Origin of the sequence: Butyricimonas hominis (genome assembly GCF_014287455.1) — a bacterium.
Classification (GTDB): domain Bacteria; phylum Bacteroidota; class Bacteroidia; order Bacteroidales; family Marinifilaceae; genus Butyricimonas; species Butyricimonas muris.
Window position 1 is genome coordinate 78,059 of the sequence record NZ_JACOOH010000007.1, and the last position, 17,807, is coordinate 95,865.

12 protein-coding genes are annotated in these 17,807 nt (G+C 43.0%); 3 read left to right on the top strand and 9 right to left on the bottom strand.

The genetic code is table 11. The annotated features are described in order from the left end of the window. Position 1: 1 nt before the first annotated feature. From H8S64_RS15530 to rbp, 7 genes are all read right to left on the bottom strand, one after another. Positions 2-1,522: a hypothetical protein gene (locus H8S64_RS15530; protein WP_186977259.1), complete on the bottom strand. Its 1,521-nt coding sequence runs from the start codon at positions 1,520-1,522 to the stop codon at positions 2-4. Positions 1,523-1,536: 14 nt separating this feature from the next. Beyond that, the gene (locus H8S64_RS15535; RefSeq protein ID WP_186977260.1) at positions 1,537-2,280 is read right to left on the bottom strand and encodes a DUF4843 domain-containing protein; all 744 of its coding nucleotides are present in this window, start codon (positions 2,278-2,280) and stop codon (positions 1,537-1,539) included. Positions 2,281-2,291: 11 nt separating this feature from the next. Next, on the bottom strand, positions 2,292-3,833 hold the full coding sequence (locus H8S64_RS15540; protein ID WP_186977261.1) for a RagB/SusD family nutrient uptake outer membrane protein: 1,542 nt from the start codon (positions 3,831-3,833) through the stop codon (positions 2,292-2,294). A 72-nt stretch (positions 3,834-3,905) separates the two neighbouring features. Beyond that, entirely contained in the window at positions 3,906-7,109 is a 3,204-nt protein-coding gene (locus tag H8S64_RS15545) for a SusC/RagA family TonB-linked outer membrane protein (RefSeq protein WP_186977262.1), read from the bottom strand. Positions 7,110-7,262: 153 nt separating this feature from the next. Further along, positions 7,263-8,423, bottom strand: a complete 1,161-nt coding sequence (locus tag H8S64_RS15550) for a FecR family protein (protein ID WP_186977263.1) — start codon at positions 8,421-8,423, stop codon at positions 7,263-7,265. Positions 8,424-8,515: 92 nt separating this feature from the next. Further along, positions 8,516-9,100: an RNA polymerase sigma-70 factor gene (locus H8S64_RS15555; protein ID WP_186977265.1), complete on the bottom strand. Its 585-nt coding sequence runs from the start codon at positions 9,098-9,100 to the stop codon at positions 8,516-8,518. A gap of 325 nt (positions 9,101-9,425) precedes the next feature. Then, on the bottom strand, positions 9,426-9,752 hold the full coding sequence (gene rbp / locus H8S64_RS15560; RefSeq protein ID WP_099289980.1) for an RNA-binding regulator: 327 nt from the start codon (positions 9,750-9,752) through the stop codon (positions 9,426-9,428). Between the two features lie 256 nt (positions 9,753-10,008). Between rbp and H8S64_RS15565 the strand changes: the two genes are divergently transcribed. The 3 genes from H8S64_RS15565 (at position 10,009) to clpX (ending at position 13,277) form a co-directional block, all read left to right on the top strand. Then, positions 10,009-11,310: an alpha-L-fucosidase gene (locus tag H8S64_RS15565; protein ID WP_186977267.1), complete on the top strand. Its 1,302-nt coding sequence runs from the start codon at positions 10,009-10,011 to the stop codon at positions 11,308-11,310. Positions 11,311-11,382: 72 nt separating this feature from the next. After that, the gene (gene clpP, locus H8S64_RS15570; RefSeq protein WP_099289978.1) at positions 11,383-12,060 is read left to right on the top strand and encodes an ATP-dependent Clp endopeptidase proteolytic subunit ClpP; all 678 of its coding nucleotides are present in this window, start codon (positions 11,383-11,385) and stop codon (positions 12,058-12,060) included. Continuing rightward, on the top strand, positions 12,060-13,277 hold the full coding sequence (gene clpX, locus H8S64_RS15575) for an ATP-dependent Clp protease ATP-binding subunit ClpX (RefSeq protein ID WP_099289977.1): 1,218 nt from the start codon (positions 12,060-12,062) through the stop codon (positions 13,275-13,277). Before clpP ends, clpX begins: the two co-directional genes overlap by 1 nt. Positions 13,278-13,322: 45 nt before the next feature. Here the strand turns inward: clpX and H8S64_RS15580 are convergent, their stop codons facing one another. Both H8S64_RS15580 and H8S64_RS15585 read right to left on the bottom strand, forming a co-directional pair. Continuing rightward, complete coding sequence (locus H8S64_RS15580) at positions 13,323-14,231, bottom strand: ABC transporter ATP-binding protein (protein ID WP_186977269.1); 909 nt, start codon at positions 14,229-14,231, stop codon at positions 13,323-13,325. A gap of 18 nt (positions 14,232-14,249) precedes the next feature. Then, positions 14,250-17,462, bottom strand: coding sequence for a golvesin C-terminal-like domain-containing protein (locus H8S64_RS15585; RefSeq protein WP_186977271.1), 3,213 nt, complete (start codon positions 17,460-17,462; stop codon positions 14,250-14,252). Positions 17,463-17,807: the final 345 nt, after the last annotated feature.

Genomic DNA, 17,807 nt, shown 5'->3' on the forward strand with positions numbered 1-17,807 from the left:
ACTACTTTTCATTAAATTCCACGGGTTTCCACATCACTTTAATTGCCCGGTCTGAAATACCCTTGATAGTTTTCTCTACCGTCATAGTAGCCGGATTAACTATTAACAATTTTCCTTTCAATTCAGTATCCGCATTCTTGTTATACACGCATACCCACATGTGTTCCCGGTTCGGACTCATCTCCATACAAGTGATTTCATCATCGGGATCATCTAAAATAAGTTCGGGCTTAGTAGGCAATTCAGGCTCTTGCGCCATATATACCCAACGATAAATCTTATTACCTTGATAATAGTAAATGTATTGATATTTCCCGTTAGAAACCATCCGGCTATCGGCAGTCAAGTTCAAATCACCGTCTACGGTGTAAATATAAGGATCAGATTCAAACACAATTTCCCGGGTATCCCAATCCCAACTATAGAAATCACTTTTATGAATACTGACTTTTCGCGGATCATCTTTCTCGACAGCCACCAATACTATTTTTCCTGATTTATCAATATATGCACCATTAATGACCTGTTTACCAGTAAATCGTTCTCCACTGGTAAATGTACTATTTCCATACTCGATACCCCATACATTTGAATGAATATTATCAATAAACCATCCAAGATAAGTCGTCAATCCCCAATCCTCATCTTTATATTCTCCAACAATTATTTTATCATACGTTCCGGAGGTTTCACCGGGATAGGCGAGAAAACTTTCCATATGTACAAATCCGCAATCCCCCGGATGTCCCATCCGGTCGTTAGTACCGAACATCATCTTACGGGCAGCATTATCTCCATTACCACATAATACCGTGGGATAGGCTTCCGGGTAGAATTTTTTCACATCCACGATATTTTCCATCAAAAAATATCGCCCGTTAAGAAAATAAATCTTCTGTTCCGGTTCGGAAGAGATTGCCAATACATAACTATACGGATAATCCTTCCCAGTGCGTACAAAGATTACATCTCTAGCTCCCCGCAAAATGATTTCGGGATTTGCTTGCCCGAAAGCATTCGAATTAAAATCCGTGTTCTCCTTATCCAGCAACTCGTTTTCCTCTTTCAAACGGACAAAAGAGAGCCGCCCGTTATCCTCTTCGTCATTACTCAGGATAAGAAGCCCCCGTTCAAAAGGAGCCCGAATATTAGCCGTGAAATACTTAAAACTACTTCCATACTGATTTTCAACCCTTAATCGAATTTTAAAAACACCGGCTCGAGAAAATTCATGCTCAAAGACTTTCTCTCCACTAATGAATCTCAAAGAATCACTTCCCTCTCCTCCGTCCATTGCCATCCATCTCCACTCGTATTTCAAGGGTAAATCGGGAAGCAATTGGGTAATTTCAGGCTCTATCACTAAAGGAAAACCGAAATCCTGATACACCACCGTATCTTGTACCGAAATCACGATAGGCGATCCATCCGTTTTAAAACCGGAAGTTTTATCGTCTATACAAGCACCGGGCACCAACCATGCCATCAATACTATCCAAATATATAAAACTATCTTTTTCATAACTATCTCTCTAATTATTTATACATGGGCGGAATAACAACACCGGGTTCAGGATGTTCCTCGTAATAGTAATACAACGGAGTCATAATATATTTTGAAATCAAATACTCGACAGGACTCGGCCAAACACTGATATCCCAATATTCCCCGACATAAGCATAGAGCAATTCATACGCTTCCGGATTCGTTTCTTTCAAGGAATGATACTGGTCAAGAAATTTATACATCAATCCCGGAGAAAAAGGTCCGAAATATTGATCAAACCAAAAACGAGGTTTACTTATTTCACCATGCACGTAACATAATTTCAATGTATCTCCCATCGTGGGTATAAAATTCTCATTTTCAATAATAGCAATCCCCACGCTCAATGTATCCGAACGAGTATCACCTTCTTTCCGTCGATTCCAAGTAATTACGGGTAAATAAACAGAAACTTTCCCTGCCGGAATAACAAACTTTTCAGGAAATATAAAATCTTCTCCCTCTATAGCTGTCGTGAGGCTATCAACAATCTCAATCCGGACTTCCCGGTCTTTATCAATGGGATACCCCATTACAAACAGCCAACTGGTACTAGACAACTGATTACTTTGTTCCCAATAAGGAAAGCTACTATATGACGTTCCCACTCCTGAAAACTTGGAAAAATATACCCGGTCTTTAACCTCTTCATACTTCATATAGTCGGTATCGCAAGACGATAGCAAACTCCCGAAACCTATTATCCCGAATAATAATAATCTTATCTTATTCATAACCTTTACTATTAATTATTTTGTTGTTCATCTGTTTCAGATGGATATACCCCCTCTTTCCCTCCATCCCTGTATTCGAACTCATCTTCAGGTATAGGCCAAGTATATTTCTCATCTGAAGCCGGGAATGGCTGTCCCAAACTCATATAAGCAGAATAAATGGGTAGATTCTGTCGTTTACGATTAAACCATTCCCGTCCCTCTCCAAAAAATTCCTTACGGTACTCTTTATTGATCAGGTCCATGTCAAATGTCGCTTCACCCTCTTTAAAGACAAACCCGCGAGCACTGGTATAAGTATCAAAATATTTTCTCGCTTCCGTGATTTGCCCCTTCTTTAATAAACCTTCAGCCATAATCAGATACATTTCGGAAATCCGCATCATACTGATTCCCCTTTGCTTGGAAGTTTTACCCGTATCATTGTAGATTTTATAAAACCGCCTGTGCTTTCCGGTCACGCCTTTACGTTGCCGGAACCAGCCATTATACCGGTAATCCTGTCGTCCGTCGGAAGTCGGTACCTTGTAAAGCATTTGAAAACCATAATCTACCGCTCCCATCCCTTCAGGGTAATAATCGGGATAAAGCCAAAAACCGTTCAAAGGCAATAACGAAACATTAACATCATCATCCGGATAATCGAAATTCTCCTGCAATTGCACAACATATTCTGCCAACGGGTAAATCCCCCAGAGCGTTTCGTCCTTGGAAATACAAGAAGCATACTCGTAAGCCATATTAGTTTTATCGGCAAAGTCAAATTTTTCAGAACGGATTACTTTCTCGGCGTAGAGCATAGCACTGTCCAAATCGTTCCGCATCTGATACACTCTTGCCAACAATCCTTGTACGGCATACAGATTCATGTGATACTGCCGTTCGGTCATAAAAGCATTGATCCCCGGGATTCCTTTCCTGTCCCGTGCCAAATAATTCGGTTCATCTTCCAGCAAAGCCTCTGCCATTTTCAAATCATCTATCACTTTCCTATAAATCGTCTCCACAGTACGGAACGGGTATACTAATGGCTCATAGGTTTCATAAAACGGAATAGCCGGAGAATTACGGGTATCTTCCCGATATGCCGGGGCAAAACAATTACACAAGTCAAAATGCATAAAAGCACGTAAAGCCAAAGCTTCCCCTTTATAAAACTTGTAATATTTAAATCCTTTATGCTCATCAACATTCTGAATAATGCTATTCACGTAATTAATATTCTCGTACATTTTAGTCCAGATATTATCAAACATACCCCGATCTGAAATTCCCGTGTAGTTAAAACTAAACAATAACAATTCCCACTGTTGACCTGCATTTTCCTTGATATAATACCCGGCAAGCAAGTCCGGCAAATACCATGACAATATTTTCCCGTACAGAGCATCTTGTGTCAAACCTGTATACACCCCGTACAAAGCATCTTCAAAACCTTCCGGGGTTTCAAACAACTTATCACCTAAAATTTCACTCTTGGGTTTTACATCCAGAAAACTGTTACACGAACTGATCCCGAACACGATGATAAACAGAAACATATACTTTTTCATAACTTGTCAAATTAAAAAGTCGGACTGATCGTAAAATTAAATCCTCGCATATAAGGATAAGAAGTTCCTCGTTCAATTCACGGTGGAGAGCCGCAAAACATCCGAGAAATTCACTCCTATACGCAACCGCTTCAAATAAATATGCTTTACCCATTCCGGTTTAAATTCGTAATAAATTCCGAGGGAAGACAAGTAAAACTCATTTCTTTTTTCTAAAAACCGCTCACTTTGGGCATAAACAAAACTCATGGGATCGTACCCGATATAATGCACTACATCACCCGGATTATGCCAACGTTCATAAAAAGCCCGACGATCGACATTATGAGTGGGATCAATCTGCTCAACCTTTGATGCTCGAGTCCCGTTATATATCCAACCGCCGCAAGTAATACTCATTCCGGCAAACACGGAAAAACCTTTCCAGCTAAAAGAAGTACTCAACGACAACTCCAAATCGGGAATCGTGTTTCCCATCGCCACCTTATCGGCAGGATCATAATCAAAAGTCAGTGTTCCGTCTTTTTTTACCAAAATCTCCTTACCGGTTGCCGGATCAATACCCAATGAACGTACAACATAAATAGCGGTGGATGATTCCCCCTCCTCGAACTGAACTTTGGGAGCCATTCCCCTGACTATTCCTTTATTCACCAAATCTTGATCCACCATCTGCTCTCGATTCTCATCATTCCGGTATTTCAGTGAATTACTGATTTTCTTGATTTTATCCCGATTGTGTTGACCGTTCAGGGTTAACCGCCATTGCAAATCTTTAGTTTTCAAAATCGCACCGGACAAACTCCAATCATATCCTTTGTTTACCTGTTCTCCCAAATTACTATTCAAAGTTTGGACTCCGACGGAAGGCGGATAAGAAATCGCTAAAAGCATATCCTTGGTTTTCTTATTATAGAAATTCATATCCAATTGTAAGCGGTCATCAAAAAGAGAAAACTGTACACCCATGTTCCACTCGTACGTTCTCGAGGCTTTCAGAAATTCATTAGCCATCGTTATAGGCTTGGCTCCGATTCCGGTAATAAACTGATTTTCCTTCATATAACGGTAAGTAGTACGGGTTTCCCAAGTTGACAACGTATTGCTACCGGTAAGCCCATAACTGGCTTTTAGCCGCAACATATTAACAAAGGACCCTTCGAGGAACTTTTCATTATGGACATTCCAACCCGCTCCCACTGCCCAATAGGGCGCCCAACGATTATCCTTACTCATGCTGGAACTGGCAGAACTCCGGTAAGAAGCGTCCGCGAAATAGCGGTTCCGGTAAATAAAATTCAAGTTCCCATATATCCCGACACCGGTACTGACTGCTTCTGCCCCGGAAGGAGCCCCTGAATCGTATCCGGCAGCAAACCCCATATCATTCAGAATAGGTTTCAAAAATCCGATACCCGCAAAACTAAAGTTGTACGACTTGTCTTTATTCATGGTTCCCCCGACATTCAAACTTAATAAAGAACCTTGATCATCAATAGTCCAGTTATAAGAAAGTGTCAAATTTCCCGACCAACTGTTACGTTCTCTCCCCGCAATGGTATAGCTACCTTTCTGATCTGCATCTCTACCCAAAAAATGGAAAGACTCGGGAGAAACAAAATCATCCGACTGTTCATCACCTAATGAATAATTGAAATTACCACTAGCGTAAAGTCTTTTCAATATATCCACCCGCATATTTAAACTATTCGTGATCGTTTTACTTTTCGACTTCCGGAAACTTTCCAACGACGCTTCATACAACGGATTACGGTCTAACTTGGCATTATAACTCTTAACCCAATCCCCGTATTCATCTTTCGGCATCTCGTAAGGATTACGTATTACCCAATCTGAAAAAGTACCGTAAGGAGAATCCTTGGTATCCGTCTTACTAATATCCAAACGATAAGAAACCGTTAGAAAATCTTTATAATAATAAGCCAGATTAATACCTATCCCGTAGCGTTGCCGGAAGTCCCCTTTCATGACACCTCGGGTATCCCCGTAACGAAGAGATACATTATAATCCACTCCACTTCCCCGACCGGAAATATTAACGGAATGATCGAACGACCAACTATTACGCAAGGGAATAGATTTCCAATCGGTAAGTACACCCCGTTCCACCGCATTCCTGCGCTGCCAGTACAACTCGTCATACTCTCCATTCGGGGAATCATATATTCCACACAACCGTTCAAGTTCCAACTTCTCCAAACCGTTACACAAATCGAACGAAGACACGTCCGGAAACTGCACATCCGGCATGAAATTATACCGAACCCGCAATTTCGAATCTGTCACCCGTTTACGGGTAATAACGATCACACCGTTAGCTGCCTTATCCCCGTATATCGCTTTGGCAGAAGCATCTTTCAAAACATCGACATTATCAATATCCTGCATATCCAAATCGTACAAATTCTCCAACGAAATCTCTACCCCGTCGAGAATAATCAACGGAGTATTCAACCCGTACTCCCCGTTCACCGCCAAAGCCGTTGTTCCCCGGATAATGATTTCAGGAATAGCATTGGGATTCGATCCCTGCTCGTTATTTTCTACCAAATGCAAACCCGGAACAGTAAAAGCCAATGCCTTAAGAATATTCGTGGAAGACACCTTCAACAACTCTTCTCCTTTTACCGAAGTTACCGACCCGGTATAGGAATTTTTGTTTTGGGTAAAATACCCGTTTACAATCACCTCATCCACTTGTTGCTGCTCTTCCTCCATCACGATTCGCAACGTGTCCGTTTTTGCCGTGAAATCTATCTGCTTCGTCTTATACCCCACGAAAGAAAATTCCAGCTTTCCCTCTTGCATCGGCAAATCGATCGCGAACCATCCTTTCTCATTCGTCGAAGTCCCCAAAGGTATTCCGGCAACCTTCACCGTCACTCCCGGCATAGCCTCCTTTTTCTCGTCATACACCCATCCTTTGACACGAACACTTTCCTTGACCTGTGGCGTCGCTGCTTTGGGAGAAATCACGATCGTTTTACCAATAAACCGATACGTGAAACGTTCTCCAAGCACTACCCGCAAAACCTCCTCCACGTTCACGCTTAACGCCGGAATCTCCACCACCCTCGTCACGTCGATCTCGTCGTCACTGTAAAAAATATCGTACTTCAACTGTGTCATTATCGTGTTGAACACTTGATCTATCGTCAATTGCTTCTTCTCGAACGACACACTTTCCGCTTGTCCGTAAGTCGTTGCCTGCACTTGCAACAACCCGACTAAAATCCAAAAACAAATCAGCTTCATAGGCAATAACATTTTTTTTATCCTACTTTTCCAATAGAATAAACCGACATCATCATTTTTTTTCATAGATTTGTAATTACATTATTATTTATTTAATCCTCACGGGTTAAAGACTGAACGGGAGCCGCAATCTCTCGTTCTTTTTTACCCGTATCAGTTCTCCTTATTTATATCCAAACTTGCCGTCACCACGTTCCCTTTCACGCTAAAACGCACATCCGAAGTCATCTCAAGAAACTTTAACATCTCTTGCAACGGCTGATGTTTATTCACCACACCCGAGAAACGACGTGATTTAATATTCTCATTCATGTAAAACATTTTGAAATCATACCATCGTTCCAATCGTTCGACCAACTCTTCGAAAGTATATGCCTTGAAATAAAATTTTCCATCCCGCCACGAAGTGTAAAGTTCCGGGCTAACCCGCTTCAACACCCCCACTCCCGTTCTCTCGTCAATCTCATATTGTTCGTTTGGTTTCATCAAGACCTTTTCCTGCCCCCGGACAATCATCACTGCCCCCTCGACCAATGTCGTCTGCCATGACTTGTTACCCGGATAAGCACTCACGTTAAAACTTGTACCCAACACCCGAACATCTCCCGATTCCGTATACACGTGAAAAGGCTTGTCTTTATCTTTTTTCACCTCGAAATAGGCCTCTCCCTTCAAATACACCTCCCGGCATTCCCGAGCAAAAGTTTCCGGGAACCTTAAAGAAGATTCGGAATTAATCCACACGACCGTCCCATCAGGCAATTCCATAGAATACTCTCCCCCCTTAGGGACAACCAAAGTATTAAACTTCATACTATCGCCGACGGCAGCACCGACAGTTCGATAATATACCTTCCCGTTTGCCGTGTCATTCACGATCTCAATCCCGTTATTTTCTTGCTTATGAAGAACCTGATGTACATCCAGCACCAAACGTTCCCCCGTTGCCAACTGTAACTCCGCCTGCAATTTTCCCGGCTCTATCCTGTCGGATTGTGCCATCTCGCTCTTCTTTTTTTCATCCCCCGGACGCACAAAATAATAAGTTAAAGAAAAAATAACGACCAACATTGCCGCGTATTTTGAGAGCCGCACTAATCGCAAACGCAGGGAGCGCGGGCGTACCTTTCGCCATCCTTGTTCCACGTCAAAACTCCAGTGTTCCAAGCCACGTATCGCTTGCCTGACCTCGAATTGCTCCCGCAACATTCTCTCCGTTTCCCCATTATCACCACTCACCTCAATATTATCTTCTCCATCTCCCCGCCACAAGGAAATAAGCTGTTCCCATTTATGAATAAAAAAATCGTTCATAACTCTATCTTGTTTCACATACGACAACCATCATTCAAAAAAAGGTGAGTCAAAAACGAACTTTTTTCAGAAAAAAAACAAAAACTTATTTATCAATTGATTTGTAAAGCGATAAAAAGCAACAAAGGAGAACTTTCTCCACCCACACGAGCACGAATATCCCGGTAAGCCTTCATAATATGCGACTTTACGGTATTAACCGATATACCTAATTCTTCCGCGATCTCTTTGTACTTTTTCCCGTCAAGACAACTCATCGTGAAGACAACCCGACACTGAGAGGGTAAAGTTTGCAAAACCTCCTTGATTTGCTCGATACGTTGTACCTCTTCCTCCGAATAATCGGAACATTGCAAGTTTTCAATAAACTCCGTCAACAATGCCCCGTGTTTCCGCTCCACTATTTTATGCTTCAACACGTTCAACGCACGGAAACGCACGGATGTAAAAAGATAAGATTTCACCGATTCCTGAACTTCCATTTTCGCTCTACTCTTCCAAATATGCATGAAAAGATCCTGTACCACATCCTCCGCTTCAGCTTGTTCTCCTAGAATCATAACAGCATAGTCACACAAGGGAATATAAAACATCCGAAACATTTGTTCAAATGCCCGTTGATCACCACTCTTAATCGCGGCAAAAACTTTCTCTATTACGCCAATCTCGCCATTCATACGGACAAATATAAAGGTTTTTGCAGACAGAATCGCATTAATATATAAAAATACTCCCACATTTGGTGCAGACCTATCGAAAGTCCATTGTATCACGATGGATGCCCCCTACTATAATCCAAGCCCATTCGGTGCTGAGTCACAGCAAAAACGCCCACCAGTGTTCATGCTACGTTCATGCTGTGTTTATGCTATGTTCATGCTATGTAGATAGTCAAGACAAACCATAGCGAAGCCCTAGAGGAGCATCAAAGAAAAGCGGTTATACCTAAAACAAAAAAAGAGGCTTGAAAACCAAGCCTCTCTTCTGTACCATATCGATATATTAATATCTTCTGTTTGAATTATAACCTCCGCGATTACCGCCACCTCTGTTATAACCTCCGCGGTTACCACCGTTTGATCTTTCTTCTCTCGGTTTAGCCACATTAACGTTAATCACTTTACCGTCATATTCAGCACCGTTCAATTCGTCGATCGCTTTTTGTCCCAAAGTATCGTCAGCCAATTCAACGAAACCGAAGCCTCTTGATCTTCCTGACTCTCTGTCCATAATAACTTTAGCAGATACAATCTCTCCGTATTCTGCAAACAATGTGCTTAAATCAGCGTCATCAACGCCATAGCTTAAATTTGAAATGTAAATGTTCATCAAGTACAATTTTAATAATTAATTAATAGTGATTGAGGTGTGCATTGAATAAAAGTCTACTTAACGATACAAATACATGTTAGGAAAGTGATTTAAAACAAAGGAATCAACTCAATTCGGAACAAAGGTATCTCTATTATTCGGATATGCAAGCTTTTTCATGTATTTATTTTAAAATAATTCTATCCTACCCCCGAATATTTGATAATAAACACACATTTACTATTTTCGTGAAAAATTTAATCAAAACCATATCATGAGAAAAATATTCATTATCACGCTTTTATTATTAGGTGGAATATCATCATTCAGCCTCGCGCAAGAGAAGTATACCCCATCGAAAGAAAACTTGGAAAACAGACAATGGTTCCGGGACGCTAAATTCGGTATGTTCATCCACTGGGGAATATACAGCATGCTGGCGGACGGGGAATGGGTGCTTACCAACAAAAACCTAAATGAAGAAGAATACCAAAAACTGGCGGACGGCTTCTACCCTTCCAAATTCAACGCCGACGAATGGGTACGCACTGCCAAAGACGCCGGGATGAAATACATCTGTTTCACGTCACGGCACCATGACGGCTTTTCCATGTTCGACACCAAACAATCGGACTACAACGTGGTGAAAGCAACCCCGTTCAAACGGGACGTCATCAAGGAACTCGCCGAAGCCTGCCAAAAGCACGGGCTGAAACTATTCCTGTATTACTCGCATATCGACTGGCACCGTCCCGACTACTACCCGTGGGGACGTACCGGGCGCAACACCGGGCGCACGCCTTCCGGAACATGGGAAGACTACTTGAAATTCATGGATGCCCAACTCACCGAACTGCTCACGAACTACGGTTCTATCGGGGGTATCTGGTTCGACGGCTGGTGGGACAAACCGGACGCAGACTGGCAACTGGAAAGACAATACACGTTAGTCCACCGCCTGCAACCGGGGTGCCTCATCGGTAACAATCACCACAAAGCACCCTTCGAGGGCGAAGACTTCCAGATGTTCGAGCGTGACCTTCCCGGGCAAAACAAGGCAGGTTACTCCGCCGATGCCGAAATCAGCACCCTCCCGTTGGAAAGCTGCGAAACCATGAACAACACGTGGGGATACAACATCAATGACCGGAACTTCAAATCGACCAAACAACTTATTCACACGCTGGTCGGTGCCTCCGGCAACAACGCCAACCTTCTCCTGAACGTGGGCCCCCGCCCCGGCGGAGATTTTCCCGAAGGCTCGGTCACGCGTTTGAAAGAAATCGGGGAATGGATGAAAACTTACGGCGAAACACTCTACGGCACCCGGGCAGGTATTGTCCCCCATCAACCGTGGGGAGTAACCACGCAAAAAGATAATAAATTATATGTTCACATCCTTAATCTGGACAAAACCGAACTCCTACTTCCCATCACGGGTAAAAAAGTCAAAAGCATTGCACGTTTCAAAGATAAAACCCCGGTAAAATACAAGAAAACGAAAGAAGGCATCTTGCTCCAACTGGAAGAAATCCCCGCGGACATTGACCACGTGATAGAGATTGTTTGGCGATAAAACCAACGAAGTGTATCTTTTCTCACCCTTTTTTCGTAACTTAGCAGCCGAATAACTAAAAAAACAGGACTTATGTTTTCACAAGACGAATTCAAGAAATATGCCATGAAGCATAAAGGAATCAGTAGCCTGAATCTACATCGTATCGAATCAGCTACTGCCAGCTATATATCCCCGACGATCATCGAGGAGCGCCAATTGAACGTGGCAAGCATGGACGTTTTTTCAAGATTAATGATGGACCGTATTATATTCCTCGGGGTACCGATTGACGACACCGTGGCAAATATCGTTATGGCGCAATTGTTATTTTTGGAATCAGCCGATCCAACCAAAGACGTGCAGATCTATTTCAACACCCCGGGCGGTAGCGTGTACGACGGACTCGGAATCTATGACACGATGCAATACATCAAATGTGACGTGGCAACCATCTGTACCGGTATGGCCGCATCCATGGGTGCCGTGCTGATGACGGCAGGCACCAAAGGAAAACGTTCCGCGCTGCAACACTCCCGCATCATGATACACCAACCGATGGGCGGTGCCCAAGGTCAGGCATCCGATATCGAGATCACGGCACGGGAAATCATGAAATTGAAAAAAGAACTTTACCAAATCATCGCCGATCATTCCGGTAACCCGCTGAAAAAAGTGGAAAAAGACTCAGACCGCGACTATTGGATGACTGCTGTGGAAGCGAAAGAATACGGAATGATTGACACTGTTTTAACTCGGAATCATAAATAATGCAAGATAAATGTTCGTTTTGCGGAAGATCACGTGACGAAGTGGATCTTCTGATTGCCGGGATGGACGGTTTCATTTGCGAGATGTGTGCCCAACAGGCGTACGACATCGTGCAAGAGGAACAAAGAGGCCATTCCACCCCTTTAGACATGGATCATATCGAGGTCAAGAAACCGATAGAGATCAAACAATTCATGGATCAATACGTGATTGGTCAGGACGAGGCGAAAAAACACCTTGCCGTGGCTGTTTACAACCATTATAAACGATTGACACAAAAGCCCGGTAACGACGACGTGGAGATCGAGAAGTCCAACATCATCATGGTCGGTCGCACGGGAACGGGGAAAACCTTGCTGGCACGCACGATTGCCAAAATGCTGCACGTGCCTTTCACTATCGTGGACGCCACCGTGCTGACGGAAGCGGGATACGTGGGCGAGGACATCGAATCCGTCCTGACACGCTTATTGCAAGCAGCCGACTACGACGTGGATGCGGCAGAAAAAGGTATCGTCTTTATTGACGAGATCGACAAGATCGCCCGCAAAGGCGACAACCCGTCCATCACCCGTGATGTCAGCGGCGAAGGCGTGCAACAAGGTTTATTGAAACTACTGGAAGGTTCTATCGTGAACGTACCCCCGCAAGGCGGACGCAAACACCCTGACCAGAAGATGATCCCGGTAAACACCAAGAATATCCTCTTCATCTGTGGCGGAGCATTCGACGGTGTCGAGAAAAAGATTGCCCAACGTATGAACACCCAAGTGGTAGGATTCACGGCAAGCAAAGAAACTTTCCTTCTCGACCGTGACAACATGTTGCAATACATCGCCCCGCAAGACTTGAAGTCTTTCGGGTTGATTCCCGAGATCATCGGGCGTCTTCCGGTATTGACTTACTTGGAGCCACTGGATCGCCAAGCCCTGCGGAACATCCTCACGGAACCCAAAAACGCGATCATCCGCCAATACATCAAACTATTCGAACTCGACAATATCACGTTGAACTTCAACGAAGATGTCTTCGAATACATTGTTGACAAGGCTATTGAATTTAAACTGGGAGCCCGCGGACTACGTTCCATTTGCGAAGCCATCATGACCGACTTGATGTTCGAGATTCCCTCGCAACACTGCGACTCCATCACGGTCACCAAAGAATACGCCGAGAGCAAACTCGACAAATTTACTGCCCAGAAATTACGGGCGTGATTTTACCCAAAAAAAACGAGATTCGGAATGAATCTCGTTTTTTACTTACAAACGCTTAGCCTGCATATCCATCTTGTCTTTCAACACGAAATCCATATAATAAACGTAAGCGTGTTCCAGATTCGGTTCTATTGACTTCACGTCTGCATATTCTGCAACTTCTTCTGCCACAATTTGGATTCTCAGTCCCCCGTCTTCGGGAACCGTCATGATCACGGGATATTTCCCTTTTATCGCTTCATACTCGTCTTGCATGACGAACAGTTCCCAAACTTTCCCTCTCGCCTGTCCGAGCATCTCCCCCGGGGTACCCATGAACTTTAATTGCCCGTGATTTAACAAAGCAACATTCTTGCAACTACTGGAAATATCCCCCACGATATGTGTCGATAATATAATCGTCGCATCTTTATCACTTATATCCGACAGAATATTCCGGAAACGGATACGCTCTTCCGGGTCGAGTCCGGTTGTAGGTTCATCGACAATGATAATCTTGGGATTCCCGATAATCGCTTGCGCTATGCCTAGCCGACGTTTCATACCCCCGGACAAGCGATTTGCCCAACGGTCACGTTCCTCGTAAAGTCCCACTTTCCTCAACATTTCGTCAACAAGCTCCCCCCGTTTCTTTTTTTCAATACCGGCAAGTCCCGCACTATAATCTAAAAACTCCCAAGCCCGAAACTTTTGAAAAGTACGAAAATCCTGTGGCAAATACCCCAGCATAGAACGAATCGCTTTCCTGTCTTTCGATAAATCATAATCATCAAAAAATATCGTGCCGGAAGTCGGATTCTGCAATAACGTCATTATGCGCATCAAAGTCGTTTTACCCGCCCCGTTCGGTCCCAGCAAACCAAACATACCGGATTCTATTTCTAAATTCAAATCACGTAAAGCCTCTTTACCACCGGCATATATTTTCCCAAGATGTTCAATTCTTATTTTCATAGTTATATAGTATTAGTATTATTTTACTTTAACCCACTTCACGGCATCTGCCACGATAGATTGATTGGGATCCGCTCCCTGTCCGGACAAGTTAATCTTTGCCATACCTGCATTAAATTGATATACCCCCATCGAAACCCATCCATTCGCCTCTTCCAACGGTAATAATTCTATCGTTTCCTCCCCTTCGGCATGAGCAAACCGATACGTTTGCACCCGGGGAGCCGTTAGCCATCCACTTTTTACAAGACCGGCATCCACACTATTATCATTATAAACAAACAATTCATACTTCCCTGACTCGGGTAAATTCACTTCCCACTCAACCGCAGAAACACCATCCCCTGATCTTTTCGTTAAATAACTTTTCACCGGTTCCCCGTACGAGTCACCCATAGCCGCCTCACGCCAACGAGTACCCTTGTAACTAGATTCACTCTTAGCATACACTTTATCAAGGACACGCCTATCCTCGACAACACGGCACCCCGGATCTGTATTATCCACGATATACACTCCCGCTTCCGGAGCAAAAACAATCGTATCCGCGTCAAAAATTCCTTCAATCGGCTCACTTATCCTACTTCCTTGAGGAAAATCTTCAAAAGAAAATAACGAAGGATTGTTCATCGCGAAGTTCGTACTTATCCTAACCCCTTCACTCACCCCGAATTCATTATAATATTTAATCTCTTTGCAAGCATTTGCCGGAACAATATAATCCCGTGATTTTCCCCTGTAACTACTTATCGAAACTATTCCATCCAGTTCCCCCTTATTCCATACTTTAACACTAAACACATGCCCCTCTTCACCTTTCGATGTTTCCACCGCATCTAACCGCACATCTCTAAAATAAAAAGCGGGTAAACCTCTCTCGCAATACAATTGCCGGGTCAACTCAAGAAAATCAATGCCAAATCGTTGTTTCACCTCCTCGCAATACTCCTCGTAACTAAAGCATTGAAAGGCGTGATTTTCTATAAAATCGGTATTAAAACTTTCAAATTCCTCGTAAGGAACAGAACACAAAAGAGTCTTTAAAAAATTATAACCTTTAAGATGTATCGCAAGATTCAATTTTATATCCCGACTTGACTCCCGTAATATTTCTTCAAGACTATAATCATTGAAACACCTGACTGCAAAGTTATCAGCAAAATTATCAAATTTCTCTCCCAATCCCTTCTGCATTTCGTGGAACAAAAGATCAATTCCCGCGAACTCGGTAGAAAGTACACTATAATGGTCTTTTTGTAACAAAGAAGAAATGTCATTTACATTTTTCACGAAATCCCTTGGAGCACGTTTCACGAATCGCCCCAAAAACATATTGCCGGACGGAACATCCACCATTACATTATTATCCAAGAAAAGCCTATACATCCTCCAAAACTCCTCGGAGGGGTTAAAACCCTCTCTCTCGTCATGCATGGGTTTAAATGGCAACCGGAATAAAGGCTCCCTTTCCGGACGGTACACGATTCCCGAATGTACATATTCGCTATTACTCTTCCAATCCCTACTATACGCGCAAAAATGAACCGGAGTTTCGACAAGATTCAATTTATCATATACATACGCTTTATTCTTTTCAAACATAAATACTAAACTCCACTGTTCAAAAAGTGTTGCCATGTCTAACTCCTTAAAAAGAAGATACTCGTGTCCCGGCAACAGAAAAACTTCATAGAACACGTCTTCATACTGAATCCCCTTTCGCACATAATCACCGATACAAAGAGTCAACCCGGACACCCCGAATTTACCGGTAAAACAAATATTATCACCTTCCCTGCTCTCTTCTCCCGGGGCTACCGGTACTCGTTTATCCTCTCCACTCACGGTCAACTTGAAACGAGTAAATTCCCGCTCCGTGAAGTAAGGTGCATTCACGTTCACCGTGGGTTTACTCGTCGGGTACCATAAACATTCCGGGGTCAACAACGTGTAATCCGGGCGGAGATAATAATAATCACGTCCCATGTTATACATGTAGTAACCACGTGAACGTGCCGCAAGAGAATCGATATTCACCACCTCCGCATAACAGACGGCTGGAGAGATACCACCCCGGTAATCCACCCCGATTTCTTTCGTTTCTCCCGGCTGCATCGACATCGCGAGAACAATCACTTGCCTCTCCCGCCGATAAGATAAATTCTCTTTACCCGAAGCGAGTTTCAACACCTCCAGCCCCGGATTCAAGTACAACACGACAGAGTCTATTTTCCACTCGTACGGGTTATACACTTTCAATTTACTGGAGGCAAGGTAAGCATATCCCTCTTGTTTGAAATTTATATCATGCTCCAAGACATTAACCTTGGGTAAATTCTGGTATTTCACGAATACATCCCGAACAACCTCACGTTCTTTATCCCTTTGAACATATTTACCCACATAAAAGCCCGAAACAACGAACCCCACCACAAGTAATAATATTCCGAACTTCCCGGTAGCGAAATTAGCCTTGGCACTATTGGATATTCGACAGATAAAAGTTATTCCCAGAATAATTAACCCGCATCCCCAAGCGAGAAACGAGAACCGCTGCAACAGAAAACTACTCGAATCGGCAAATCCCGTGACATCCGAGAAAGCATTGGGCATCCCCAAGGCTAAAATATCGAAAGCACCGTAAAGCACTCCTTTACCGAAAAATACGCCAAAATAAAGAAAAGCAAGCAACAGGACGCAAGCCAGTGCAAAATTATGCGCTATTCCTTTCACGCATATCGTGAATCCCGTGATAAAAAATAAAATCGGACAAGTTATGGTTAAAAAGTAAAATACATAAGGAGAAAAAACAAAAGGAGAATCACTTGCCAATAAATGAATAGACAAGGCGATGATCCCCAACAAAATATCCAGACACAAAATAACAAGTATAAAACCCAACGTTTTCCCGAGCAATAACTCCATGTTAGAAAACGGTCGTGCCGAAACAGATGAATTAGCATCCACGTATTTGTCTTCCCGCAGAAAATTACCCGCCCAGAAAATAGCGATAATGATTTGCAGGATATTTACCAGATAAGCATTGGCAAAAGGAATCGCGGAAGGCAAGGATATCGCTATCCATTCCGGTTCTTTGATACTACTTTGCGTGATAACGTGAAGAAAGGCCACAATCAGTACACACAATACCGTGACAACCTTGAAACTCCATTCCCTCGTGATAGCCTTCGCCTCGTAACGGGCGATCAAGCCAATAGTTCGATAGTTCATAGTTAAAATTTTTAGTAACACATTTTAGAAACGCACGCCTCCCATAAAATCGTTCTTGAAAAATAGATTGCAGTCTATTATCATCATTTAAAGTCAGCATTCATCCCTTACAAACGTATGCATTAATCACATCAATTACAAGTAAATTGTTATTTTTATTAATTTTGATATTTCATCGCTATTCGCCGACACACCTCTATACGGCTTAATACCCAAGACCCACTATAATAATACCGAAGTCCTAGGGTAATCATACCCTTCCTCCGTTCTTGCTCCGGTTATCCTGTGAAGATCCTATAATCTCAGATATAGAAAGTATGCGCTAAAAGCACATAAACACCGCCA

What these genes read in the sequence shown, in the direction of transcription:
- H8S64_RS15530 (WP_186977259.1), bottom strand. Translation starts at nt 1,522, where the DNA reads ATGAAAAAGATAGTTTTATATATTTGGATAGTATTGATGGCATGGTTG.
- H8S64_RS15535 (WP_186977260.1), bottom strand. Translation starts at nt 2,280, where the DNA reads ATGAATAAGATAAGATTATTATTATTCGGGATAATAGGTTTCGGGAGT.
- H8S64_RS15540 (WP_186977261.1), bottom strand. Translation starts at nt 3,833, where the DNA reads ATGAAAAAGTATATGTTTCTGTTTATCATCGTGTTCGGGATCAGTTCG.
- H8S64_RS15545 (WP_186977262.1), bottom strand. Translation starts at nt 7,109, where the DNA reads ATGAAGCTGATTTGTTTTTGGATTTTAGTCGGGTTGTTGCAAGTGCAG.
- H8S64_RS15550 (WP_186977263.1), bottom strand. Translation starts at nt 8,423, where the DNA reads ATGAACGATTTTTTTATTCATAAATGGGAACAGCTTATTTCCTTGTGG.
- H8S64_RS15555 (WP_186977265.1), bottom strand. Translation starts at nt 9,100, where the DNA reads ATGAATGGCGAGATTGGCGTAATAGAGAAAGTTTTTGCCGCGATTAAG.
- rbp (WP_099289980.1), bottom strand. Translation starts at nt 9,752, where the DNA reads ATGAACATTTACATTTCAAATTTAAGCTATGGCGTTGATGACGCTGAT.
- H8S64_RS15565 (WP_186977267.1), top strand. Translation starts at nt 10,009, where the DNA reads ATGAGAAAAATATTCATTATCACGCTTTTATTATTAGGTGGAATATCA.
- clpP (WP_099289978.1), top strand. Translation starts at nt 11,383, where the DNA reads ATGTTTTCACAAGACGAATTCAAGAAATATGCCATGAAGCATAAAGGA.
- clpX (WP_099289977.1), top strand. Translation starts at nt 12,060, where the DNA reads ATGCAAGATAAATGTTCGTTTTGCGGAAGATCACGTGACGAAGTGGAT.
- H8S64_RS15580 (WP_186977269.1), bottom strand. Translation starts at nt 14,231, where the DNA reads ATGAAAATAAGAATTGAACATCTTGGGAAAATATATGCCGGTGGTAAA.
- H8S64_RS15585 (WP_186977271.1), bottom strand. Translation starts at nt 17,462, where the DNA reads ATGAACTATCGAACTATTGGCTTGATCGCCCGTTACGAGGCGAAGGCT.